General features: G+C 68.1%; 16 protein-coding genes. 14 read left to right on the top strand and 2 right to left on the bottom strand.

Annotation, left to right across the window (positions count from 1 at the left end):
* Position 1 precedes the first annotated feature (1 nt).
* Positions 2-2,296 (bottom strand): type VI secretion system tip protein TssI/VgrG, encoded by a 2,295-nt coding sequence (gene tssI / locus G6O69_RS01220; protein WP_172301689.1) that lies wholly within the window; start codon positions 2,294-2,296, stop codon positions 2-4.
* 104 nt (positions 2,297-2,400) lie between these two features.
* The gene (locus tag G6O69_RS01215) at positions 2,401-4,272 is read right to left on the bottom strand and encodes a right-handed parallel beta-helix repeat-containing protein (protein WP_172301688.1); all 1,872 of its coding nucleotides are present in this window, start codon (positions 4,270-4,272) and stop codon (positions 2,401-2,403) included.
* Positions 4,273-4,879: 607 nt separating this feature from the next.
* Here G6O69_RS01215 and G6O69_RS01210 point away from each other — a divergent pair.
* The 14 genes from G6O69_RS01210 to G6O69_RS01145 all read left to right on the top strand — a co-directional run bounded on the left by G6O69_RS01210 (position 4,880) and on the right by G6O69_RS01145 (position 20,009).
* Complete coding sequence (locus G6O69_RS01210) at positions 4,880-5,482, top strand: LuxR C-terminal-related transcriptional regulator (protein ID WP_217909748.1); 603 nt, start codon at positions 4,880-4,882, stop codon at positions 5,480-5,482.
* 169 nt (positions 5,483-5,651) lie between these two features.
* A complete protein-coding gene (locus G6O69_RS01205) occupies positions 5,652-7,940 on the top strand; it encodes a DUF2586 family protein (RefSeq protein WP_217909747.1) in 2,289 nt (762 codons plus the stop codon).
* 36 nt (positions 7,941-7,976) lie between these two features.
* Complete coding sequence (locus tag G6O69_RS01200) at positions 7,977-8,477, top strand: phage tail protein (protein ID WP_172301686.1); 501 nt, start codon at positions 7,977-7,979, stop codon at positions 8,475-8,477.
* A gap of 69 nt (positions 8,478-8,546) precedes the next feature.
* Positions 8,547-9,392, top strand: coding sequence for a hypothetical protein (locus G6O69_RS01195; protein ID WP_172301685.1), 846 nt, complete (start codon positions 8,547-8,549; stop codon positions 9,390-9,392).
* Positions 9,389-10,489, top strand: coding sequence for a hypothetical protein (locus G6O69_RS01190; RefSeq protein WP_172301684.1), 1,101 nt, complete (start codon positions 9,389-9,391; stop codon positions 10,487-10,489). The genes G6O69_RS01195 and G6O69_RS01190 overlap by 4 nt, the downstream gene beginning before the upstream one ends.
* A gap of 8 nt (positions 10,490-10,497) precedes the next feature.
* Positions 10,498-11,853: a DUF4255 domain-containing protein gene (locus G6O69_RS01185; RefSeq protein ID WP_172301683.1), complete on the top strand. Its 1,356-nt coding sequence runs from the start codon at positions 10,498-10,500 to the stop codon at positions 11,851-11,853.
* Positions 11,850-13,895 carry an ATP-binding protein gene (locus G6O69_RS01180; RefSeq protein ID WP_172301682.1) on the top strand — a complete coding sequence of 682 codons (2,046 nt, stop codon included), beginning with the start codon at positions 11,850-11,852 and terminating at the stop codon, positions 13,893-13,895. The genes G6O69_RS01185 and G6O69_RS01180 overlap by 4 nt, the downstream gene beginning before the upstream one ends.
* The gene (locus G6O69_RS01175) at positions 13,892-14,593 is read left to right on the top strand and encodes a hypothetical protein (RefSeq protein ID WP_172301681.1); all 702 of its coding nucleotides are present in this window, start codon (positions 13,892-13,894) and stop codon (positions 14,591-14,593) included. Before G6O69_RS01180 ends, G6O69_RS01175 begins: the two co-directional genes overlap by 4 nt.
* A gap of 46 nt (positions 14,594-14,639) precedes the next feature.
* Positions 14,640-14,921, top strand: coding sequence for a LysM domain-containing protein (locus G6O69_RS01170; protein WP_217909746.1), 282 nt, complete (start codon positions 14,640-14,642; stop codon positions 14,919-14,921).
* An 18-nt stretch (positions 14,922-14,939) separates the two neighbouring features.
* A complete protein-coding gene (locus G6O69_RS01165; RefSeq protein WP_172301680.1) occupies positions 14,940-16,253 on the top strand; it encodes a hypothetical protein in 1,314 nt (437 codons plus the stop codon).
* Positions 16,253-16,789, top strand: coding sequence for a phage baseplate assembly protein V (locus G6O69_RS01160; protein ID WP_176396549.1), 537 nt, complete (start codon positions 16,253-16,255; stop codon positions 16,787-16,789). The genes G6O69_RS01165 and G6O69_RS01160 overlap by 1 nt, the downstream gene beginning before the upstream one ends.
* Positions 16,790-16,814: 25 nt before the next feature.
* Positions 16,815-17,165, top strand: a complete 351-nt coding sequence (locus G6O69_RS01155) for a hypothetical protein (protein WP_172301679.1) — start codon at positions 16,815-16,817, stop codon at positions 17,163-17,165.
* A 13-nt stretch (positions 17,166-17,178) separates the two neighbouring features.
* Positions 17,179-17,556 (top strand): GPW/gp25 family protein, encoded by a 378-nt coding sequence (locus G6O69_RS01150; RefSeq protein ID WP_172301678.1) that lies wholly within the window; start codon positions 17,179-17,181, stop codon positions 17,554-17,556.
* Entirely contained in the window at positions 17,556-20,009 is a 2,454-nt protein-coding gene (locus G6O69_RS01145) for a baseplate J/gp47 family protein (RefSeq protein ID WP_172301677.1), read from the top strand. Before G6O69_RS01150 ends, G6O69_RS01145 begins: the two co-directional genes overlap by 1 nt.
* Positions 20,010-20,401 lie beyond the last annotated feature (392 nt).

The raw sequence follows: 20,401 nt of genomic DNA, 5'->3' as shown, positions 1-20,401 counted from the left end.
TCTAGATGAAGAGCGACTGCGCGTACATATAGGCCGCGATCACGCCGACCTTGTACTTTTGCGGGATGGCCTCGACGCCCGCCGGGCTATTTGTGAACTTGAAGGCGCAGACGTCGACCTTGATGCCGACGAGGTCCACCTTGGTGTTGACGACACCGATCGCCACGTTGACGGCGTCGAACTTGGTGCCGACGAGGCTGATGGTGTTGGCGTAGGCGGTGAATTTCTTGGCCCCGTAGCTGTCGAAGAACTGGTCGACGACGGTGGTCCCGCCGGGGGCGACGAGCTTGTAGCCGGCGGGGGCCGTCAAGGTGATCCCGCCCTGGGCGGTGACCGAGTAGGCCGCCGGGGTGTTGACGGTGACGCCGCCGGTGATGTCCTGGCTCAGCGCGCCGGTGATCGTGTCGGTCTGGCTGCCGGTGATCGTGTGGGTCACGCTGCCGGTGATGGTCTCGCTCTGATCCCCGGAGATCGTCCGGGTCTCGTTGGCCGAGAAGGTCTCGCTGACGTCGCCGGTCACGTTGCGGGTCTCGGTTCCGCTGATCGTCTCGTCGAAGTTGGCGTCGACGGTGACCGTGCGGTTGCTGTGCACCGTCATGACCTGGTCGCCGTCGACGGTCTCGGTCTGGTTGCCGTGGACCGTCTGGGTCTGGTCGACGTCGACGTTGTTGGTCTGGTTGTTGCCGACGGTGGTGTTGTGGTCGTTGAGCACGACCTCGTTGAAGTCCTTTTGGGCGTGGATGAAGATCTCTTCGTCGCCGGTGGCGTCCTCGAAGCGCAGCTCGTTGAAGCCGCCGCCGCCCGGGGAGCTCTCGGACTTGATCGTGCTCTTGGTCTTGTCGTCGGGGAGCGGGTAGGGCGGGGTGTTGGCCCCGTTGTAGAGGCAGCCCGTGACCACCGGGCGATCGGGGTCGCCGTCGATGAAGGTCACGGCGACCTCCATGCCGATGCGCGGGAGGAACACGAAGCCCCAGCCGTTGCCCGCCCAGGGCTGGACCACGCGGATGAAGCACGACGCGTTCTCGTCGTACTCGGTCTCGCGCGACCAGTGGAACTGGACCTTGATGCGCCCGTGCTCGTCGGTGTGGATCTCCTCGCCGGCGGGGCCGACGACCGTGGCGGTCTGGACCGAGGGGATCCGCGGTCGCGGCGTCTGCCGGGTGGGGCGCCACTCGAGGTCGACGGGCACGCACTCGATCCGGTTGGTGTAGGCCTCCTCGGGCAGCGAGCCGATGGCCTGATCCCCCGCCATGTGGTCGACGGCGACGACGACGTAGATGCCCTCGAACTCGGCTTGCGGGTGATCGAGGAGCTCGAACTTGACCCCAGGGCTCAGCCCCGTCGCCGTGGTCAGGGCGAAGAAGCGCAGGGCGTCGCGCTGGTGGACGACGCGGCGCAGGCGGGTCTGCTCCTTGACGGCGGCGAAGTCGAGGCCCGCGCTGCGGTAGCCGAGCAGGGTGCTCGGCTCCTCGTGGACGTAGTCCTCGCGCTCGGGGTCGAGCGCGGCGCCGTTGATGTCGAGCTCGGCGCTGTGGTCGTCCTCGGCGGTCTGGGTGCTGTGCGGCGAGAGCCAGTCGAACACCGCCGTGCGCGCGACCGTCGGCTGGCGCCTGGACTCGCGGTAGAAGTTGCGGACGTCCTCGCGGGTGCCGGCGCCGCCCTCGGCGAGGGTCATGGGCAGCACGCCGTCGTAGTTGCCGAAGGAGACCAGGTCCTCGTAGACCGAGCTGTCGTCGAAGAGGGTCAAGACCTCCGCGCCGTCGACGTGGCGGAAGCAGTAGCTGATGCCCTGCTCCTCCATCAGCCGGTGGACGAAGTCGAGGTCGCTCTCCTTGTACTGGACCGTGTACTCCTGGGGCGGGTAGTCCCCGCTCAGGTAGCCCATGTCGACGCGGCGCTCGAAGGGCTCGAGGCCCTCGCCGAGCACCTGCTGGAGGATGTCGGTGACGCTGAGCTCTTGAAAGATCCGGCTGGTCCGGCGGTGGCCCAGGGCGACGAGCGCGGGCACGACCTCGAGCGTGGCGAGGGTTCGCCCGTTGCTCGAGGCCCCGTCCTCGACGCGCTCGACGACGCCAAAGAAGTCGCGGGTGATCGGGCCGCGCTCGACGCTCACGCTGACCGAGTGGCCGAGCATGGTGATCGCCTCGGCCATGGGGTCGTCGCTGCGCAGCTCGAGGTGCAGCTGGTAGGGGGCGTCGAGGCGCTCCGAGAGGTAGAGGTTGCTGACCTCCCAGTGGACGTCGGCGTCCACGTCGGAGCCAAAGCGCAGCGTGACGGGGTGCTCTACATCATTCATGGCGGCGCTCGGTGCCCGAAGGTACCAAGCGCCACCTCATTTGTCTTCGTGATGGGCGCGGTGGCGGCTCAAAAGCGCTCGCCCCGAGCCATGTGAGCGCCGGGTCAGTGCTGAATCGCGCCGAGGTCCGGGGGCTCGTGGAGGGGATCGCCGTAGTAGTCGGTGTCGATCCACTCCACGGCGACGGCATGGCCGATGGCTGGGGAGCCGTCGCCGGGGCGGAGGTCGTCGGGCGCCGCCCCGAACAGTGGATCCGCTGGCGCCGGGCTGTTGGCGTCGAAGCCCGTCTGCGCCTGGTAGTCCGCCCAGTCGTCGTCGAAGAAGAAGCTGGTACCACTGTCGACCCACAGCAGGCGGGCATGGGCGTAGTCCGACGCGTAATAGAGGTTACGATCGATGGTGTACTCCGCCTCCAGGCCCTGTCCAAACTCGATGCAGGCGTAGCGGTTGTCCGTCGCGTCGTTGTAGAAAATATTGTTGACGATGACGGTGTCGGTGTTGTCGTTGCCGCCGAAGATCTGGGCCTGGTAGTTATCGTAGCTCGGGTTGAAACCGTAAAAGGTGTTGTGGTGGATGTATACGCCATCGCCGCCCGAAGTTTTGATCGAGCTGCCCTGGGCGTAGGTGAACAGGTTGCCGTAGATATAGACCTCGCGCAGGGTCGAGCCCTCGTCTTGGTTCATGAAGATGTGGTTGCTCGAGTGCCCGTCCTCGGCCTGGATGTCGTAGCTGGGGTCGCCGGCGAAGAGGTTGTTGCGGATGACGATGTCCTCGATCAGGTGGCCGCCGCTCGCCGCGGTGTTCGACTGGATGTCGACGCCGGTGGTGTGGTAGCCGCCGTGAAAATGGTTGTGCTCGATGACCACGTCGGAGATCGTCGAGGCCGGGGTCTCGTAGAGCACCAGCGAGATCGAGCGGCGCCCGCAGTCGTGGATGCGGTTGTTGGCGATGTGGATCCCCGAGCGCTCGAGCGAGAGGCCGTAGGCGGAGCCGCTGTTCTCGACGCCGATGTAGCCGATCTCGGAGTTGCTCAGGCTCAGGCCGACGAGGCTGGCCGCGTTGCCGTAGCTGTCGTAGAAGCCCGCGCTGACCATGAAGCGCAGGCGCAGCGAGTCGAAGCTCAGGTGCTCTTGGTTGTCGAGCAGGATCAGCCGCTGGCCCTGAGGGACCTCGACGAAGGGGTAGGCGGTGCCTGGGTTCTCGGGGGCGTAGACCGTGATCCGGCCGTTGGACCACGTCCAGTCGCCCTCCTTGTCGAGGCCGGCGACGCTGTCCTCGTGGCGGCCAAAGAAGGCGTCGCCGTCCTCGCGGCCAAAGAAGACCTCCGCGCCATAGGCGATGCCCGAAGGATCCAGGGGGATCTCGGTGGCCGACTCCCAGCGGCCCCCGCCGAGCTCGCTCCACTCGCTGGCCGCGAGCGAGCCCAGGAAGGTCGGCAGCTCGCCCGAGCCGTAGGCGCCGAACTGGATGTCGTCTTGCGCGTCGCCCGAGGACGACAAGGTGATCAGCCCGCCGTCGCCGGTGTGCCGCCAGGTGTCGCCGCGCGCGAACAAGATGATGTCGCCAGGTGAGAAGGGCTGGCTCGAGACCTCCTCGATGACCAGCTGGTGGCCCTCGCTGCCCGCGGGGTAGTTGCCGGTGTTCGACACGAAGTAGCAGCCCTCGAGCCCGCGCGCCTCGCAGACCGCCTCGAAGTCCGGGGTCTGCTCCCCGCCCTCGTCGCCCTCGTCGCTCGAGTCGTCGCCCTCGCTGTCGCTGGTATCCGCGGAGCTGGAGCCAGAGCTGTCGGCGCTCGAGCCCGATCCCGAGCTGCTGGCGTCGGCGTCGTCGGAGCTCGCGTCGTCGGAGCTCGCGTCGAGGGTGCCTGCGTCGCCATCTGCCCCATCCGTGCCCGTGCCGAGCTCGTCGTCGGCGCTCGAGCTGGAGGTGCAGGCTGTGAGCAGGAGGGCGGTGAGGAGAGGAGTGTGGCGCTTCATCGTCTGTTCGCGGGGCGGTCGTGGCAGCCCCCTGGCGCAGAGGATGCGTCTGGCCGAGCCGTGAAAGCACCGCCAATGTGGCCAATTGATGGTCAAATTAGGATCGGATCCCGACGCGAGAGCTTGCCTGCGCCATGGTGTCAGGGCTGCGCGCGCGAGGGGAACGCGCGAGACGGGCGTACGGTTTACGCGCTTTTCAATATACTTTGGGGGAACGAAGTGTCGGCAATCTTCGTGGCCAGTTGGACGACGAGAGAGGCATGCTCACTGCGCTGGAGGTTGGGGATATTGTTAATGTTCATAAAGGTGTCCTGTGAATTCACACACCTCACCTGACCTCGAGTGGAGGCGTGTCGCGTGAATCTTGGCGCCGATAGCATGATTGCGTCCAGTCTCCCGCCCGCAGGGCGAGCGAGGGGGAGCGAGGTATTTGATCCCCCCAACCTCGAAGGGAGTGGCGTGAGATGAACATCGCGCTAGAGTTGTTCTCCTCGTTCGACCTGAGGAAAAAGCGCGAATGGCGACAAAAAATCGACTCGGTGGGATCTGTGCGCTGATTTTGTGCGCGGATCAGTCAATGGAGGCCGAGCTCGATGAATTTGTCAGATTGCACGGAGGGACCGCGGGCCACCAGGTGCCCGAGTCGTGCAGTGACGGCCTCGCAGAGGTAGCGATCATCGACATGGCCCGAAACTGTGGCTGGTCGATAGGCCTGATCTCCGCGCTGAGATCCTCTAGAAGCCCCTGCGCCGCGATCGTCCTCGTCGAGTCCGAGCACTCGGAGGAGGTCACCCGCTCTTTGCACCTGGGCGCCGTCGACTGCCTGCGCAAGCCAGTCGCCCACGAAGATCTGATCGAGGCCGTGGAATTTGGGATCGCCTGTACACAGAGATGGCGCCACAGGATCTCGTCGAGCGCCGCGGTCTTCGACGGCCAGGGCTGGCTCTCGGCCAAGGCCGCGAGCCGGGAGCCGCCGAGCGAGACCCGCCTCGAGCAGCTCTCTGCGTGCCTCGCAGAGGAGCACGAGCTGACGCCGCGGGAGAGCGAGGTCCTCTACTGGCTCCTGGCTGGGCATCGCTACGACGACATCGGCGTGGCCCTGGGGGTCTCGCCGCGGACGGCCAAGTATCACGGCGCCAAGCTCCTGCGAAAGCTCGACCTCGACTCGCGACACGAGCTCCCGCGCTTGCTGGCCGAGGTTGGTCGCTGAGACCTGCACGTTTGTGAAATGCCCATACCCGAGTCGATCTCACCAAAGGACAGTTACACCCACAGCCGAGATATGTCAGTACGTATGAGTCGCGGGCGAGCGTCCGCATGATTCACGTAGAAGAAGAAGGTACGAAATGCCCGTAAAACCGACATATCCCGGGGTCTATGTGCAGGAGATCGCGTCCGGCTCCCGGACGATCACCGGCGTGGCCACGTCGATCCCACTCTTCATCGGCATGGCCGAGCAGGGCCCGATGAACGAGGCGACCTTGCTGCTCGGCTACGCCGAGTTCGAGCGCACCTTTGGCACCAGCAACGACAAGGGTGAGCTCCACGATCAGATCCGCCAGTTCTTCCAAAACGGCGGCTCGCAGGCCTGGGTGATCCGCGTCGCCAACGACGCGAAGGCGGCCAAGGTGATGCTCGCCAACGAGGCTGGCAGTGACGTCCTCGAGCTCGAGGCTCGCAGCCCTGGCTTGGTCGGTGACTCGATCCGCGCGACGGTCGACTACGACACGCCCAACCCCGAGGCGACCTTCAACCTGACGGTCGAGCAGGTGAGCATGGCCAGCGGGACCGCGACGGTCGTGGCCAGCGAGACCTTCAAGGCCCTCGACATGAGCGTGGGTTCGGGCAAGTACGCGATCGACGTGCTCGAGCAGGAGAGCAGCCTGGTCCGGGCGACGCTCGATGGAGGCGCGCCCGCCGAGGTCGCGGCCTACTCGCTGTGGGGCGTGTGGGAGACGGTCGCCGATGACAACACCGTGCTGTCTGGCGCGCTGACCAGCGGCGAGGGCACCTTCAACATCAGCGTCGACGGCTCGCCGATGGTGACGGTGACCCTCGACACCGGGTCGATCGCTACCACGACGGCGCTCGCGACCAGGATCAACAGCTACATCTCCGCCTACGGCAAGGGCGTCAGCGTCAGCCAGGAGGCGGTCGGCACCCGCTACCTGTGGCGGGTCACCTCCACCGGCACCGGCGGGCTGATCCGCTTCGCGTCCTCGGGCCTCGCCAACGACATCTGCGTGGCCATGCAGATGGGCGCGAGCTACGGCGGCATCGACGTCGGCGGCTCGGCGGCTCGGCGGCCGATGGTCAACGGGCTCAGCGGGGTGCTGCGCGCCGACACGAGCGCCGAGCTGGTCAGCAACCTCGACCTGCTGCTCTCTTTGTCTACTGGCAGCCTGATCACCGGGGTCACGGTCACCGACGTTCAGGGAACGGACACTGCCAGCGGCCTCACCATCCCGGCGGCAAATCCGGGCTCGCTGCTCGACGTCCGCACGATCCTCGATCAGATGGTCGCGGCGCTCAACGCCCAGCTCGAGCGCTGGACCGCGCGACGCGAGAGCCTGCGGCTCGTGCTCACGCCCAGCTTTGGCGACGCGTCCGCGGACAGCAGCGCCTTCTTGCTGACCGAGAACAACACGACGCTCAACTCGGGCTATTTTTGGAGCTCCGGTGACGCCGGCAACGTCCGCAACTACCAGCTGGGTGGCTACGGAAGCACGCAGGGCAATTACCAAGACGGCACCCTCGCCGGGAGCGACGGCGGGGATCCCCTGGACACCGACTACGCCGCGGCCTACCTCGTCGCCGAGCGCGACATCGACATCTTCAACATGCTGATCCTGCCCAAGGCGGGGGATCAGGGCGACGTCGACCGTGCCGTGCTCTGGGGTCCGGCGAGCGTGTTCGCCAAGCAGGAGCGGGCGATCCTGCTCATGGATCCGCCGGCGGCCTGGGGCAGCTCCAGCGAGGTCTCGGACCTGAGCACCGGCGTGTCGAGCACGCGCGTGGGCGTGGTCACCGATCACACCGCGATCTACTGGCCGCGGATCGTGATCGCCAAGGGCACGACCACCAAGACCATCGATCCCAGCGGGACCCTCGCGGGCATCATGGCGCGCATCGACGGCACGCGCGGGGTGTGGAAGGCGGCCGCGGGCCTCGAGGCCAGCCTCTACGGCGTGCGCGGGGTCGAGTACGGGATGAGCGACGCCGACAACGGCGTGATCAACCCGGAGGCCGTCAACGCGATCCGCTCCTTCCCCAACGGCATCGTCAGCTGGGGCGCGCGGACCATGGCCGGCTTCGACAACTCTGGCGAGGACGACTACAAGTACCTGGCGATCCGGCGCCTGGCGCTGTTCATCCAGGAGAGCCTCTACCGCGGGCTCAAGTGGGCGGTCTTCGAGCCCAACGACGCGCCGCTGTGGCGCCAGCTCTCGGCCTCGGCGGGGGCGTTCATGAACTCGCTGTTCCGCCAGGGCGCCTTCGCGGGCAAGAAGGCCAGTGACGCCTTCTTCGTCAAGGTCGACCGCGAGACGACCACCCAAAACGACATCAACCTCGGGATCGTCAACGTGGTGATCGGCTTCGCGCCGCTCAAGCCCGCCGAGTTCGTGGTCATCACACTGCAACAAAAGGCCGGCGAGGTTCAGGTCTGAGCGCGGGCCCGAGCGTGAACTAGAGGAGATAGAAAAATGGCGCAATTTACCGTCAACACGCATCGCTACGATCCCTACAAGACCTTCAAGTTCCGGGTCCTCACCGAGGACGGCAAGGTCGTCGCGGGGGTCAGCAAGTTCGGCGCGCTCAAGCGCAGCACCGAGGTCGTCAGTCACCGCGAAGGCGGCGACCCGAGCACGGTCCGGCACTCGCCGGGTCAGACCAAGTACGAGGCGGTCAGCCTCGAGCGCGGGGTCTCCCACGACCGCGAGTTCCAGGACTGGGCGCAGCGGGTCTACAGCCCCGAGGGTGACGGCGGCGTCTCGCTGCTCAACTACGCCCAGAACCTGACCGTCGAGCTGCTCAACCTCCAAGGCGAGGTGGTCCGGGCCTACCAGCTCTTCAACTGCTGGCCGTCGGAGTTCACGGCCCTGCCCGAGCTCGACGCCAGCGCCAACGCGGTGGCGATCGAGAGCATGACCTTGCAGTACGAGGGCTACAAGGATCTCGAGGTCGCCGAGGTCATGGAGACCTGAGCTGCCGTCCGCGCTGCCAGTAGATCCATAGAGTAGATCCGTAGACTAGACCCGTAGATCGCCACTCCCATGCTGCAAGTGCGTCTAGATCCTGGCCTCCCCGAAGGTCGCTGGGCATGCCTCCGACCCCTCCGCGGTCACGACGAGCACGCGCTCGTTGGCATCCGCGCGGGGGCCGGGGCCATGGCCGCGACCGAGCTCCTCGACCGTCTGCTGGTCGAGGTGCCCGGGACCAAGGTCGGGCCTGGATCGGCGTGGGAGCTGGCGATCGGCGATCGCGACCGCCTGCTGGCGGCCGTCTACGCCCAGAGCTTCTCCGATCGGGTGAGCAGCGTGCTCGTCTGCCACCACTGCGAGGAGAAGCTCGAGATCGACTTCTCGCTGCGCGAGCTCGTCGCGAGCCTCGAGCCCGACGAGGCCGCCCGGCGCGGCGTCGGCGTGGTCGCTGGACCCGACGAGGCCGGCAGCTTCACCCTCGAAGACGGCCTTCGTTTCCGCCTGCCGACCAGCGCCGATCAGCGCGCGCTGATCGGCGAGCCCGAGGACCGGGCCGCGTCTGCGCTCTTGCGTCGCTGCGTGCGGGGTGAGGGCGGGCGAACCGGAGCCGACCTCGATGACGCGACCCTCGAGCGTGTGGCCGCGGCCATGGCCGTGGTCGGGCCCTGTGTCGAGCACGAGTTCGAGGTCGAGTGCCACGAGTGCGGCGCCGCCCAGGCGGTGCGCTTCGACATCCAGACTTTCTTGCTGCGCGCGCTGGAGTTCGAGCGCCGCTACCTGATCCGCGAGGTCCACTACCTCGCGTGCACCTACGGCTGGAGCCTCGACGAGATCCTCGGCCTGTCGCGGGCGGATCGCCGCGCCTATGTCGAGCTGGTCGTCGCCGAGCGAGCCGCCCGCGGAGGAGGCACACGATGAGCGAGAACCATCTCCAGCGTCAGCTGCGACGCTTTTCCACCGACGGTCTGGGCGTGGGCCGCGACGCCTCGAGCGCGGGCGAAGGGCTGGCGCCGAGCCTGCGCAGCCGCTCGCCGATCGCGGCAATCGACCAGCGCCTGGGTCTCGACGACAACCCGAGCTTCGGGCTATCAGGGGGGAGCGCTGGCGCGGCTGGCCTCGAGGGCCAATCCCCGGAGCAGTCCCCGGAGCAGTCCTCCGAGCCCGCCCCTGCGGGGCCCCGGATCCATCGCAAAGCCGGGCAGTCGACGCCCGTGAGCGCGGCCCCGAGGCCTGCGGCGGGAGCCACGGCGGTGGCCTCGTCGATGTCCTCGACTGGGCCTTCGTCTGGGCCCAGCGCAGCGGCGCCGCGCTCACGGGCGTCGGCGAGCGCCGCGTCAGCAGCGGCCTCCGAGCGCGTCATCGGTCCCCGCGAGCCGATGGATCCGGGGCCGCTCTTTGGGCTCGAGCCCCCGAGCTTCGTGATCCCCGAGCCTGCGCTCGAGCGTGGACCGACGCGCGCGGTCGAGCCGAAGGCCGAGGCCCCGGCTGCTCGCGCGCCGCTGCCCTCGAAGGCGCGGCCAGGCACGGCCAGGGGCACCGCGCCCGCGCCCACCGTGCCCGCCGCGATCGAGCCGGCGCGAGCCGACGCTCGCCCGGCGCCCTGGGGGGTGCCGGCGCCTGGGAGGCCGCCGCGTCCGCTGATCGTCCCGCCCGGCGGCCCGAACCCCGAGCTGCGACCGCGGGAGCCTCGACCCGTGGGGTTGCCGGGCGCCGCGCCACAGGCCGCGCCCGTGCCCGCAGTCGTCGAGCTCGTCCCGCGAGTGACCACGGCCGCGCCCGCGCCCTTCATCGCCGCCGCCGCGCCTTCGCGCGCCGCGACGCCGCAGGCGAGCCCGGCCGAGTCCACGCGCGAGGCCGCCGCGCCCATGCCCGCGCCCGCGCCCGCGCCGACACCCGCGCGCGCCTCGAGCCGCGCCGCGGGCTCCGGGAAGCTGACGATCGACAGCGTCTCGCAGATCGGCCCGCTCGATCGTCACTTCCCCAACCGCCGCCTCTTCCGACTGCGCTTTCGCTGAGCTTCATCATGGCCTTGCTAGACATCTCTTTGGTCACGTCCGCCTTGATGACGCTGCTCAAGCAGAACATCGACAACAACATCGACAGCGGCGTGGACTCGCTGACGGTCACCCCCGAGGCCCCCGACAAGGTCGGCACGGTCCTCAACCACCTCAGCGTCTACCTCTATCACGTCGCCGAAGAGGCCTTCTTCAAGACCCAGCCGGCGCCGGGGGGAGACGCGCGCAGCATCGCGACCACGCCCATGGGGCTGTGCCTCTACTACGTCCTGACCGCGCACCACGACAGCGGCAACGCGGCCACGGACTGCCTGACCCAGCAAAAGCTGATGGGCTACGCGCTCAAGACCATGCACGACTACCCGATCGTCCACGACGACACGGAGATCGCCTCGGTCAGCATCTTGCCCAACGACATGCTCGGCGAGGGCAACCCGCTGCAGATCATCATGCGCCCGGTCACCCCCGAAGACACGCTGGCCTTTTGGGGCACGGAGGACCAGCAGACCGCGCGGCTCTCGGCCTACTACGAGGTCCGGGTGATCATGCTCGAGCCCGAGCAGCCCGAGACCTGGGCGGCCCCGGTGCTCAGCCTGGGCACCTACCTCTACCAGCTGGGCACGCCGCACCTCGAGCGCAGCCGCAGCGAGCTGGCCTTCACCTTGCCGGCCTCGGGCGGGGGCCTCGACCGCGTCGTCGAGGTCTCGCCGGCGCGGGCCTCGGGCGACAACAGCGGCAGCCCCGACCATCACCTGCTCGAGCTCCTCGGCAGCAACCTGAGCATGGGTCAGGCCCGCGAGGTCTGGCTGAGCAGCGCGCTGATCAACCACGCGGCTGGCGGCGCGCTGGCGGTCGACCTCTCGCTGAGCGAGAACCAAAGCGAGGGCTGGGCGCTGAGCATCGACGAGGGGCGGCTCGAGCTCGCGCTCGCCGACTTCCTCTACTACGACGAGGGCGCGAGCTCGGTCGCCATGTTGCCCGGGCTCTACACCGCCTTCGTGCGCATCACCGTGGGCGAGCGCGTGGTCGGTGGTCAGCTCGTGCCGATCACCCACGACAGCAACGCGGTCGCCTTCACCCTGATCCCCTGGATCGCCGGTATCTCCCAGGACGCGGATCAGGAGGGCGACCAGGTCTTCAGCCTGAGCACCGCGGGCTTCGACCTCCAGGACGCGGACCTCGTGGTGCAGCTCTACGTCGATGGCCTGCGCTACGAGCAGGTGACGACCATCGACAGCGGGAGCTTCGTGATCGCCGGGGCGTCGACGCTGAGCTTTCGCCAGGCCCTGAGCGCCGGTGAGCACACCTTGCGCTTGATCATCAACGGCGCCGAGTCCCAGCCCTTTTGGTTCGAGAGCGTATGAACACGGCCATCCACAACGCGGCCTCGGCCGAGCAGCACCCGATCTTCGACCGCCTGGTCGAGCTGGTCGAGCTGCGCGCGCGCAGGCGCCTGGTCTGGCTCGACGCCCAGCGTGATCAGGGCTGGGCCGAGGACGAGCCGGGGCTGGAGGCGCGCTTCTACGCCGAGCAGACCTCGCTGGCCGAGATCAACGCGCGCATCGTCGAGCTCGAGGACGCGCTCATCGACGGCGAGCTCGGGCGGCCGCTGACCACGCTGGCCGCGATCTTCGAGCTCGATCGCGGCGAGCTCGACCTGCTGATCGGCTGCCTCGCGCCGCAGCTCGAGCCGCGGATCACCGCGCTCTACGGTAGCTTGCAGGGCCGGCGCGAGCACGGCTACCCGACCGAGCCGCTGATCGCCAGGCTCTTTGGCTGGGGCCGGCGTCGGCTGTGGCACGCAGGCGGCGGGCTGTCGAGCTGGGCGCTGCTGCGCGCCGACGAGGTCGGCCTCGCGCAGCCGCCGGCGCTGACCATCGATCCCCAGGTCATGGCCTTCCTCCAGGGTCGCTACGGCCTCGACGCCGCGCTCACGAGCTGCGCGCGGCTGCTGACTCCGCGCTCGCCAGTGTCGAGCTGGCCCATGGACGAGGTCCTCGATCACATCCGCAGGGCGGTGGACGCCCGCCAGCCGCTGCGCGTGGTCGTGGTCGGCGAGCAGGGCAGCGGGCGGCGCAGCTTCGCCGCGGCGATCGCCGAGCGCCTCGAGCTCGGCGCGCTCACGGTCGACTGCGACGACGTCGACGACCGCGACTGGCCGGAGATCCACCTGCTCGCGACCCGGCTCGCGCGCCTCGTCGGCCTGGCCCCGGTCTGGCATGGCGAGCGCGTTGACCGGCGCTGGCCGTGGGTGGTCGGCTCGCTGCCCCTGCAATTCGTGGTCTGCGAGGACCCGCGCTCGCTCGCCTCGCAGGCCGGGGTCGTCGACCTCCAGCTGAACTTGCCGAGCCTGGGCATCGACGAGCGCCGCGCGCTGTGGGCCGCGCTCGTGCCTGGCGCGCTGACCTGGCCGCAGGCCGAGCGCGAGCACCTCGTGCTCCGCCACCGCCTCAACGTGGGCGACATCGCCGACGTCGGCCGCCGCCTGCCCGCGGACGTCGAGGAGGCCCAGACGCTGGCCCGCGAGCAGACCCGCGGCCGCCTCGGCGAACTCGGGCGCCTGCTCGACTGCCCCTTTGGCTGGGACGACCTCGTGGTCGAGACCAAGCTCCGCGCCGCGCTCGAGGACTTCGCCTTCGAGGCCAAGGAGCGCGCGGAGTTTTGGGAGACGAGCGCGGCCCGCCGGCTCTTCCCGCGCGGGACCGGGCTGGTCGCGCTGCTCACCGGCCCGCCGGGCACGGGCAAGACCATGGCCGCCCAGGTGATCTCGGCGGACCTCGAGCTCGACCTCTTCCGCGTCGACCTGGCCGCGGTGGTCAGCAAGTACATCGGCGAGACCGCCAAGAACCTCGACAAGATCTTCACGCGGGCCGGGCGGATGAACGCGGTCTTGCTCTTCGACGAGGCCGACGCCCTGTTCTCGAGGCGCACCGAGGTCAAGGACTCCCACGACCGTCACGCCAACGCCGACACCAACTATCTGCTGCAGCTGCTCGAGGACTACCGGGGCATCGCCCTGCTCGCCAGCAACAAGCGCAACAACATCGACCCGGCCTTCATCCGGCGGATCCGCTACGTGCTCGACTTTCAGCGCCCGGACGCCGTCGCGCGCCGGCGGATCTGGCGTCAGGTCCTGCGCGAGCTGATCAGCGCCGACGAGCTGCGCGCGCTCGAGCCGACCATCGCCCGGCTCTCGGAGTCCGTCGAGCTCTCGGGCGCGCAGATCAAAAACGCCGTGCTCGCGGCGATCTTCGTCGCGCGTCGGCGGCGGAGCGGCGTCGGCATCGACCAGCTGATCCGCGGCATCGACCGCGAGCTCGGCAAAGAGGGCCGCAACATCAACGACCGCGCGAAGGGCCGGCTCCGCCGCGAGCGCGCGCCCATCTCCCAAGGCAGGACCCCATGATCCCCAACCCACGCCCCGGACCTCTGCTCATCAAGGGCGCGCTCGTGCAGCTCGTCGAGGACATCGTCGGCTTTGCGATGCCCAACGTGATCCCCTTCCAGTACAACCCCGAGAAATTCTCGTGGAGCGTGGAGCCGTGGAAGCCCCAGGAGGTCGACCAGACTCAGCGCGGCGCCCAGGCGCCCACGGTCCAGCCCTACGACCCCAGGCAGACCATCAACCTCAGCCTCGAGCTCGACGCGGCCGAAGACCTCAAGAACGTCGACCCGACGGCGCTGGTCTACGGCGTCGCGGACCGCCTGGCCGCGCTGCGCAAGCTCACCTACCCCAGCCAGGGCCTGTTCAACGACCTGCTGCGCAGCGCCAAGACCCTGTCCGAAGGCTCCTCCGGCGTGCTCGAGCGGCCGACGGTCCCCGTGGTCCTGCTCGCCTACGGCCCCAGCCGGATCTTGCCGGTGCGCGTGACCAGCTTCAGCGTCGACGAGGTCCTGCACAACGCCACGCTGCACCCGCTCCAGGCCACGGTCTCCCTCGGCCTCGAGGTCCTGGCGCCGGACGTCTTCCCCTGCCGGATGAACGAGACCGAGAAGCTCGCGGCCTCGGCCTACAGCTACACCCGGCTGATCGAGGACTCGCTGGCGATCGCGGCCATGGCCAAGAGCGCCTCGCGGGCGGTGGGCCTGCTGCCCTTCTTCTGAGCTCGAATTTTTCCCTCTCTCCAAGCCATCCAAAGCGAGGTCATCCATGTCCCTCTACGCCAAGAACAGCCGCTACATGCTGCACGCCGAAATCGTCGAGGTCCAAGACGAGGACGGTCGCACCGTCGAGCGCGTCGGCCGGGCCAAGCGCCCGGACCAGACCGTGCTCGGGGAGCACGTCCTGCGCCAGGGCCAGCGCCTCGACCACCTCGCCAACTACTACCTCAAGGACCCGCACGGCTTTTGGCGGCTGTGCGAGCTCAACGACGCGCTGCTCCCCGATCAGCTCGCCGAGGTCGAGACCCTCGAGATCCCCACCCGCTTTTGATCCGCGAGTCACCCTGCCATGAGCTTCGGCGCCCAAGTCCTGGTTCGAGTCGGCGACTCGAACACCTTCTATCCGCTCGAGCACCCGCTCGCCTGCGCGATCACGGAGATCCGCGTCGAGCAGCACCTCGAGCGCCAGACGACCTTTGCGATCCGCTTCCAGGAGGACTTCCCGAACAACGAGGCGCTGGTCGCCTGTGAGCGCAAGTTCAAGGACAGCACCGGGATCGCCATCGTCGTGCCCTCGCACGACTCGGAGCGCGGCGAGACGGGGCTGTTTTGCCTCGTGCGCGGTCAGGTCGAGCAAAACGGCTTCGACATCGACACCGGCGCGGCGGGCTCCTCCTTCGAGGTTCGCGGCCAGGACCTGCGGACCCTCGCCAACCGCGAGTGCAGGAGCCACAAGCACACGGGCAAGAGCAGCGAGATCTTGAAGAAGCTGCTGGAGACCGTCGGCGTCGACTCGATGGACATCGGCGAGAGCACCGTCGAGTACAAGCCCGAGACCAAGACCTTCAACTTTCGTGGCACCGTGCTCGACTGCATCCAGGAGCTGGCCAGGAAGAGCGACTTTTCGTTTTGGCTGAGCTACGAGATCGGCCGCGACCGCACCGGGCTCAGCGAGATCTTCGAAGAGCAGCACTACGAGGTCCAGTCCACCGCCCACGTGACCGCCTCGCCGCGCCGGCCGGAGGACGAGTCCGAGACCACGCAGTCGGCGGCGCAGAAAAAGGCCCAGCTGCTCGACAGCCGCGACGGGAGCGGGCTCACGGAGCTGTTGATTTTACCCGTGGAGGATCGCTGCGAGACGGTCATCAACTTCACGATGAACGTCGACAACGAAGCCACGGAGCAGGCCTCCGCCCAGGCCATCGACATCGACGGCGCGAACGCGGTCAAGAAGACCGGGGATCGGGCGAGCCGGGTCTCGCCGCTGAACGAGGGCGGGGTGACCGTGCAGGAGGTCGGCATGCAGCCCTCGGAGGCCGAGACCGACTCCATGCCCAAGAACCCGAACAGGAGCGAGGCGAGCAGGGATCCCTCGCAGGTCCGCAGCATCTGCGTGGGCGTGGCTGGCGACAAGGACGTCAACGAGAGCCTGGCTCAGGGCGCGGCCAACCAGGGGTCTTGGTACGTCAAGTGCGAGGCCCTGACCACGGTCTTCAAGCTCGGCAAGCTCGTCGAGCCCCACGAGCTCGTCAGCCTCGGCGGCGGTGGGGACAGCGTCAACGGGGTCTACCAGGTCAGCGACGTCACCCACGTGATCAACGCCGCGGATCACTGGATGAGCATCAAGCTGCGCACCAACTCGCGCGGATGCGGAGGTGAGTGATGAGGGATCAATGTGAATTCGAAGACACGGCGCTGACGGCCATCGAGGGCCGGTGGTTCGGCAAGTATCGGGGCAAGGTCATGGACAACCAAGACCCCGAGGACCGCGGCCGCCTGCTCGTCACCGTGCCCGCGCCGCTCCAGGACGAAGAGGTCTGGGCCGTGCCCTGCGTCCCCTATGCCGGGCCGGGCGTCGGTACCTACATGATCCCCCCGATCGGCGCCCGCGTGTGGGTCGAGTTCGAGGGCGGCGACACCTGCCTCCCGATCTGGTCGGGCTGCTACTGGGCCTCCGACGAGGCCCCGGAGACCAACCCCGGCCTCAAGGTCATCAAGACCGAGAAGTTCACGATCACCATCGACGACAACCAGGGGATCTTGACGATCGAGAACCGCGAGGGCACGCGCCTCGAGATCGACGGGACCAAGATGAGCGTCGAGGCCGTCGCTCAGATCATTCACCGCGTCGGGCTGATGAAGACCACCCTCGACGTCACCAAGTTCGACGTCCACGACGGCGCGATGTCGGTCAGCTGAGCGCGAGCGACAAGGAGCGAAGACCATGGCAGGACCCATCTCAAACGCACCCACGGGCATTCAAGACGGCGAGGGCGTCCGCGCCCTGAGCACGCTCTCGATCAACGGTCGCGCGCGCGCCTCCAACCAGAAGATCGGGCTGGTCACTGACATGGTGCTGTTCACCCCGCCTGTCGGAGCGGTCGGCCGCTTCGGGCTGTGGATCTCCGGCAACCAGCGCGTCCGGGTCATGGGCGTGCCGACCGTGGGCCAGAGCGCCGCGGGCACGACCTACACCGTCGAGGCCCTGCCGGTGCTCCCGACCGTCGTCCCCGATGGCCCACCCGAGAACCTGATGACCGTCGCCCAGGGCAGCGCGCGCGTACGCGCCAGCTGAGCAGGACCAAGCCATGCCAACCTCGATCCGAGCCCTTCACCACCCGCTGCAGACCGACGCGGGCGCCCAGGCCCTGCGCCGCGAGAGCGACTACGAGGCCTACGTCGCCCAGCTGATCAAGCAGGTCTTGCTGACCAACCCCGGCGAGCGCATCCAAAACCCCAGCTTTGGCGCTGGCGTGCGCCGCCTGGTGTTCAGCCCGATCGGCGCGGCGACCGTCTCGCTGGCTCAGGCGATGATCTACAAGGCCCTCGACGACACCCTCGGCGACATCATCCGCGTCGACGAGGTCGTGGTCGAGTCCTCCGCCTCGCGCCTCGACATCAGCGTGGTCTACACGCTCTACGCGCGCATGAGCCAGCGCTTCTTGAATCTGGAGGTCACGCTCTGATGGCTGAAGATCGTCTCACGCTGCTGCGTGATCAGGACCCCAAGAGCGTCACGGGCATCGACTTCGTCGCGGTCGTGGATCCGGCGGTCCAGGACGTGCTGCGGGTGTTCTTCCTGATCGAGCCCGACCACGCCGAGCTCGCCTGGGGCACGGCAGGCGACGCCTACGCGGACCTCGACAACATCCGGATCTGGGCGCCCTCCGGCGGCAAGCAGGTCGCCGAGCCCAAGGTCGAGGCCGCCGCGTGGCTGGCCGTGGGCGACCGCGTGTGCCTCGAGCTGAGCCTGGCCGAGCCTGGAGACTTCTCGCTCTATCGCCTGCGCATCGACGACGCCAAGCTCGACTACTACTACAAGGAGGTCGAGTTCAGCTTCAAGCAGGCCTGCCCGAGCACCCTCGACTGCAAGCAGGTCGCGGCCGACGACAGCTGCCCCGAGGACGAGGACGAGCTGACGATCTCGCCCCTCGCCCGGGACTTCGTCAGCCTGCGCCGCGCGCTGCTCGACTACACGAGCCAGAAGTATCCGGACTGGAGCTGGCGCAGCGACGCCGACGTCGGCGTGATGATGCTCGAGCTCATGGCCGCGATGGGCGACGAGTTCAACTACATCAAGGACCGCTTCTTGCGCGAGGGCGTGCTCGACGAGCTCAGCCAGCGGCGATCCCTGCGTCAGCTGATCCGCCTGCTCGACTACGAGCTCCACGACGGCCTCAGCCCGAGCACCTTGCTCGAGCTCGACATCGACACCGAGAACGACGTGGAGTTCGAGATCGCCGCCGGGACCAGGGTCTGGGCCCAGCGCTACGGCGAGAGCCCGGTGCCCTTCGAGATCGGCGAGGGCCTGGCCGACGTGCGCACCGGCGAGCTCGGCGAGGCGCGGACCTTCGTGCTGCGCGAGGCCTGGAACACGCTCTCGGTTCACGAGCCCGACGGCGACACGCCCAAGCTCGCCAGGGGCGCGACCGAGCTCTACCTGATCGGTCAGCCGACCGAGGCCGCGGACAAGTGGCCGCTGTTGAGCCGCGCCCTGGTCCTGCACGAGGACCCCAGCGACGGCTCGGCGGGCAAGCGCCACCTCGTGCACGTGACCGAGTGCGAGTTCCTCACCGACCCCCTCGACCCCGTGAACACGCTGATCACCCGGGTCGCGTGGAGCGAGGACGAGGCCCTGCCCTGCGCCATGGTCATCGCGGACACCACGGTCAAGGCCAACGTCGTGCCCGCGACCGCCGGCCAGAGCTTCACCGAGTTCTTCTCGGTCCGCGGCGACGGCACGACCCTCGACGTGGTCGAGCGCGGCGGCCCGCTCGACGCGATCACCGGCGTGCGCGAGCCGGTTTACCGCTACTCGCCGCGCAGCTGCGAGGCCGCGGGCCTGGGCTGGCTCGGCGACGCGCTGCGCAGCGCCAGCCCGGAGATCGAGGTCCAGGAGGTCGACGCCGTCGACGACGAGACCTGGAACCCCGACGGGGCGTGGACCTGGCGCAGGACCTTGCTGAGCTCGACCGCAGACGACGAGCACTTCACCCTCGAGGACGGGACCTGGCGGCGGATCATCGGCTACCGCCTGCCCGACGGCGGCGAGCTCGTCCACCAGGACTGGGCCGCCAACGCCGGCTACACGATCCGCTTTGGCGACGGCGAGTTTGGGCGCATCCCCACCGACGGCACGGTCTTCCGGGTCCGCTATCGCAGCGGCCCGGGCAGCGCGGCCAACTTCGGCGCCGGGACCCTCGTCCACCTCGTCGACCCCGTCGAGGGCGGCGCGCCGGCCTACGAGGAGCTCGTCGCGGTCAGCAACCCCTTTGCGATCACCAGCGGCGTGGATCCAGAGAGCATGACGCGGGCCAAGCTGCTCGCGCCCCACGCCTTTCGCCACGATCCGCTGATGGCGGTGGGCCCCGAAGACTACAAGCGCCTGGCCGAGACGCTGGACTGGGTCCAGACCGCCAACGCGACCTTTCGATGGACGGGGAGCTGGATGACGGTGTTCGTGGCGGCGGATCCCAAGGGCGCGTACGCGATGACGGCCGCGCAGCAGGCCGAGCTCGAGGACCTGATGGACAGCGTGCGCCAGCTGGGCCGCGACGTCCACGTGGTCGAGCCGGACTATGTGGACCTCGACGTCGACGTGGACATCTGCGTCGCGGCCAGCTACTACGCAGGGCAGGTGGAGGCAGAGGTGGTCGCCGCGCTGGTGGCCTTCTTCGACCCGGATCGCTTCACCTTTGGCACGCCGCTACGCCGCAGCGCGCTGGAGGCAGCGATCCAGCGCGTGAGCGGCGTGCGGGCGGTGCACGAGGTGATGATCCGGGCGCGGGAGAAGGGGCCGTGGATCGAGCTGTTGGATGGGGAGTTCGAGGTTGGGAGCGGGCAGGTGATCAGGGTGGCGAACGACCGGGCGCTGCCGGAGCGGGGGACGGTGAAGGTCCGGGCTCGGGAGGTGGTGTGATGTCAGGGTTGTTGGCAGCAGCAGCGGTAGTAGTCCGCGAGTTTCTCCTGAGGGTGTGTGCAGGCTGCATTGGAGATTTGACCGAATTCTCCATCTTCGCAAGCCGGAAGAGCGATATGCCAGACATATGTGGATGTGTACTGGTTGAACTTGCACCCGCTTTCAGCACAGGTCTTTCCTTCATTCGCACAGATTTGATCGCAGCTGAGGATTTGGTCGGCTGCCTCGATGCAATCAGTTAGTGCGGGAAGGCAGACTCCGCTCTCGCATCCACCACTTTCGATAGTTATGTCGCAGATTTTATCACATGCTCCGCAGTTGTTGCTGTCCGACATTAGGTCGACGCATTCTCCATCGCAATTCGTCAACTCGGGTGCGCAGCTGTTGGTGTC

This window comes from Pseudenhygromyxa sp. WMMC2535 (assembly GCF_011083025.2).
Note: the sequence above shows the minus strand (reverse complement) of the source record. Positions and strands in the feature narration are given on the sequence as shown.

What these genes read in the sequence shown, in the direction of transcription:
- tssI (WP_172301689.1), bottom strand. Translation starts at nt 2,296, where the DNA reads ATGAATGATGTAGAGCACCCCGTCACGCTGCGCTTTGGCTCCGACGTG.
- G6O69_RS01215 (WP_172301688.1), bottom strand. Translation starts at nt 4,272, where the DNA reads ATGAAGCGCCACACTCCTCTCCTCACCGCCCTCCTGCTCACAGCCTGC.
- G6O69_RS01200 (WP_172301686.1), top strand. Translation starts at nt 7,977, where the DNA reads ATGGCGCAATTTACCGTCAACACGCATCGCTACGATCCCTACAAGACC.
- G6O69_RS01195 (WP_172301685.1), top strand. Translation starts at nt 8,547, where the DNA reads ATGCTGCAAGTGCGTCTAGATCCTGGCCTCCCCGAAGGTCGCTGGGCA.
- G6O69_RS01190 (WP_172301684.1), top strand. Translation starts at nt 9,389, where the DNA reads ATGAGCGAGAACCATCTCCAGCGTCAGCTGCGACGCTTTTCCACCGAC.
- G6O69_RS01185 (WP_172301683.1), top strand. Translation starts at nt 10,498, where the DNA reads ATGGCCTTGCTAGACATCTCTTTGGTCACGTCCGCCTTGATGACGCTG.
- G6O69_RS01180 (WP_172301682.1), top strand. Translation starts at nt 11,850, where the DNA reads ATGAACACGGCCATCCACAACGCGGCCTCGGCCGAGCAGCACCCGATC.
- G6O69_RS01175 (WP_172301681.1), top strand. Translation starts at nt 13,892, where the DNA reads ATGATCCCCAACCCACGCCCCGGACCTCTGCTCATCAAGGGCGCGCTC.
- G6O69_RS01170 (WP_217909746.1), top strand. Translation starts at nt 14,640, where the DNA reads ATGTCCCTCTACGCCAAGAACAGCCGCTACATGCTGCACGCCGAAATC.
- G6O69_RS01165 (WP_172301680.1), top strand. Translation starts at nt 14,940, where the DNA reads ATGAGCTTCGGCGCCCAAGTCCTGGTTCGAGTCGGCGACTCGAACACC.
- G6O69_RS01160 (WP_176396549.1), top strand. Translation starts at nt 16,253, where the DNA reads ATGAGGGATCAATGTGAATTCGAAGACACGGCGCTGACGGCCATCGAG.
- G6O69_RS01155 (WP_172301679.1), top strand. Translation starts at nt 16,815, where the DNA reads ATGGCAGGACCCATCTCAAACGCACCCACGGGCATTCAAGACGGCGAG.
- G6O69_RS01150 (WP_172301678.1), top strand. Translation starts at nt 17,179, where the DNA reads ATGCCAACCTCGATCCGAGCCCTTCACCACCCGCTGCAGACCGACGCG.
- G6O69_RS01145 (WP_172301677.1), top strand. Translation starts at nt 17,556, where the DNA reads ATGGCTGAAGATCGTCTCACGCTGCTGCGTGATCAGGACCCCAAGAGC.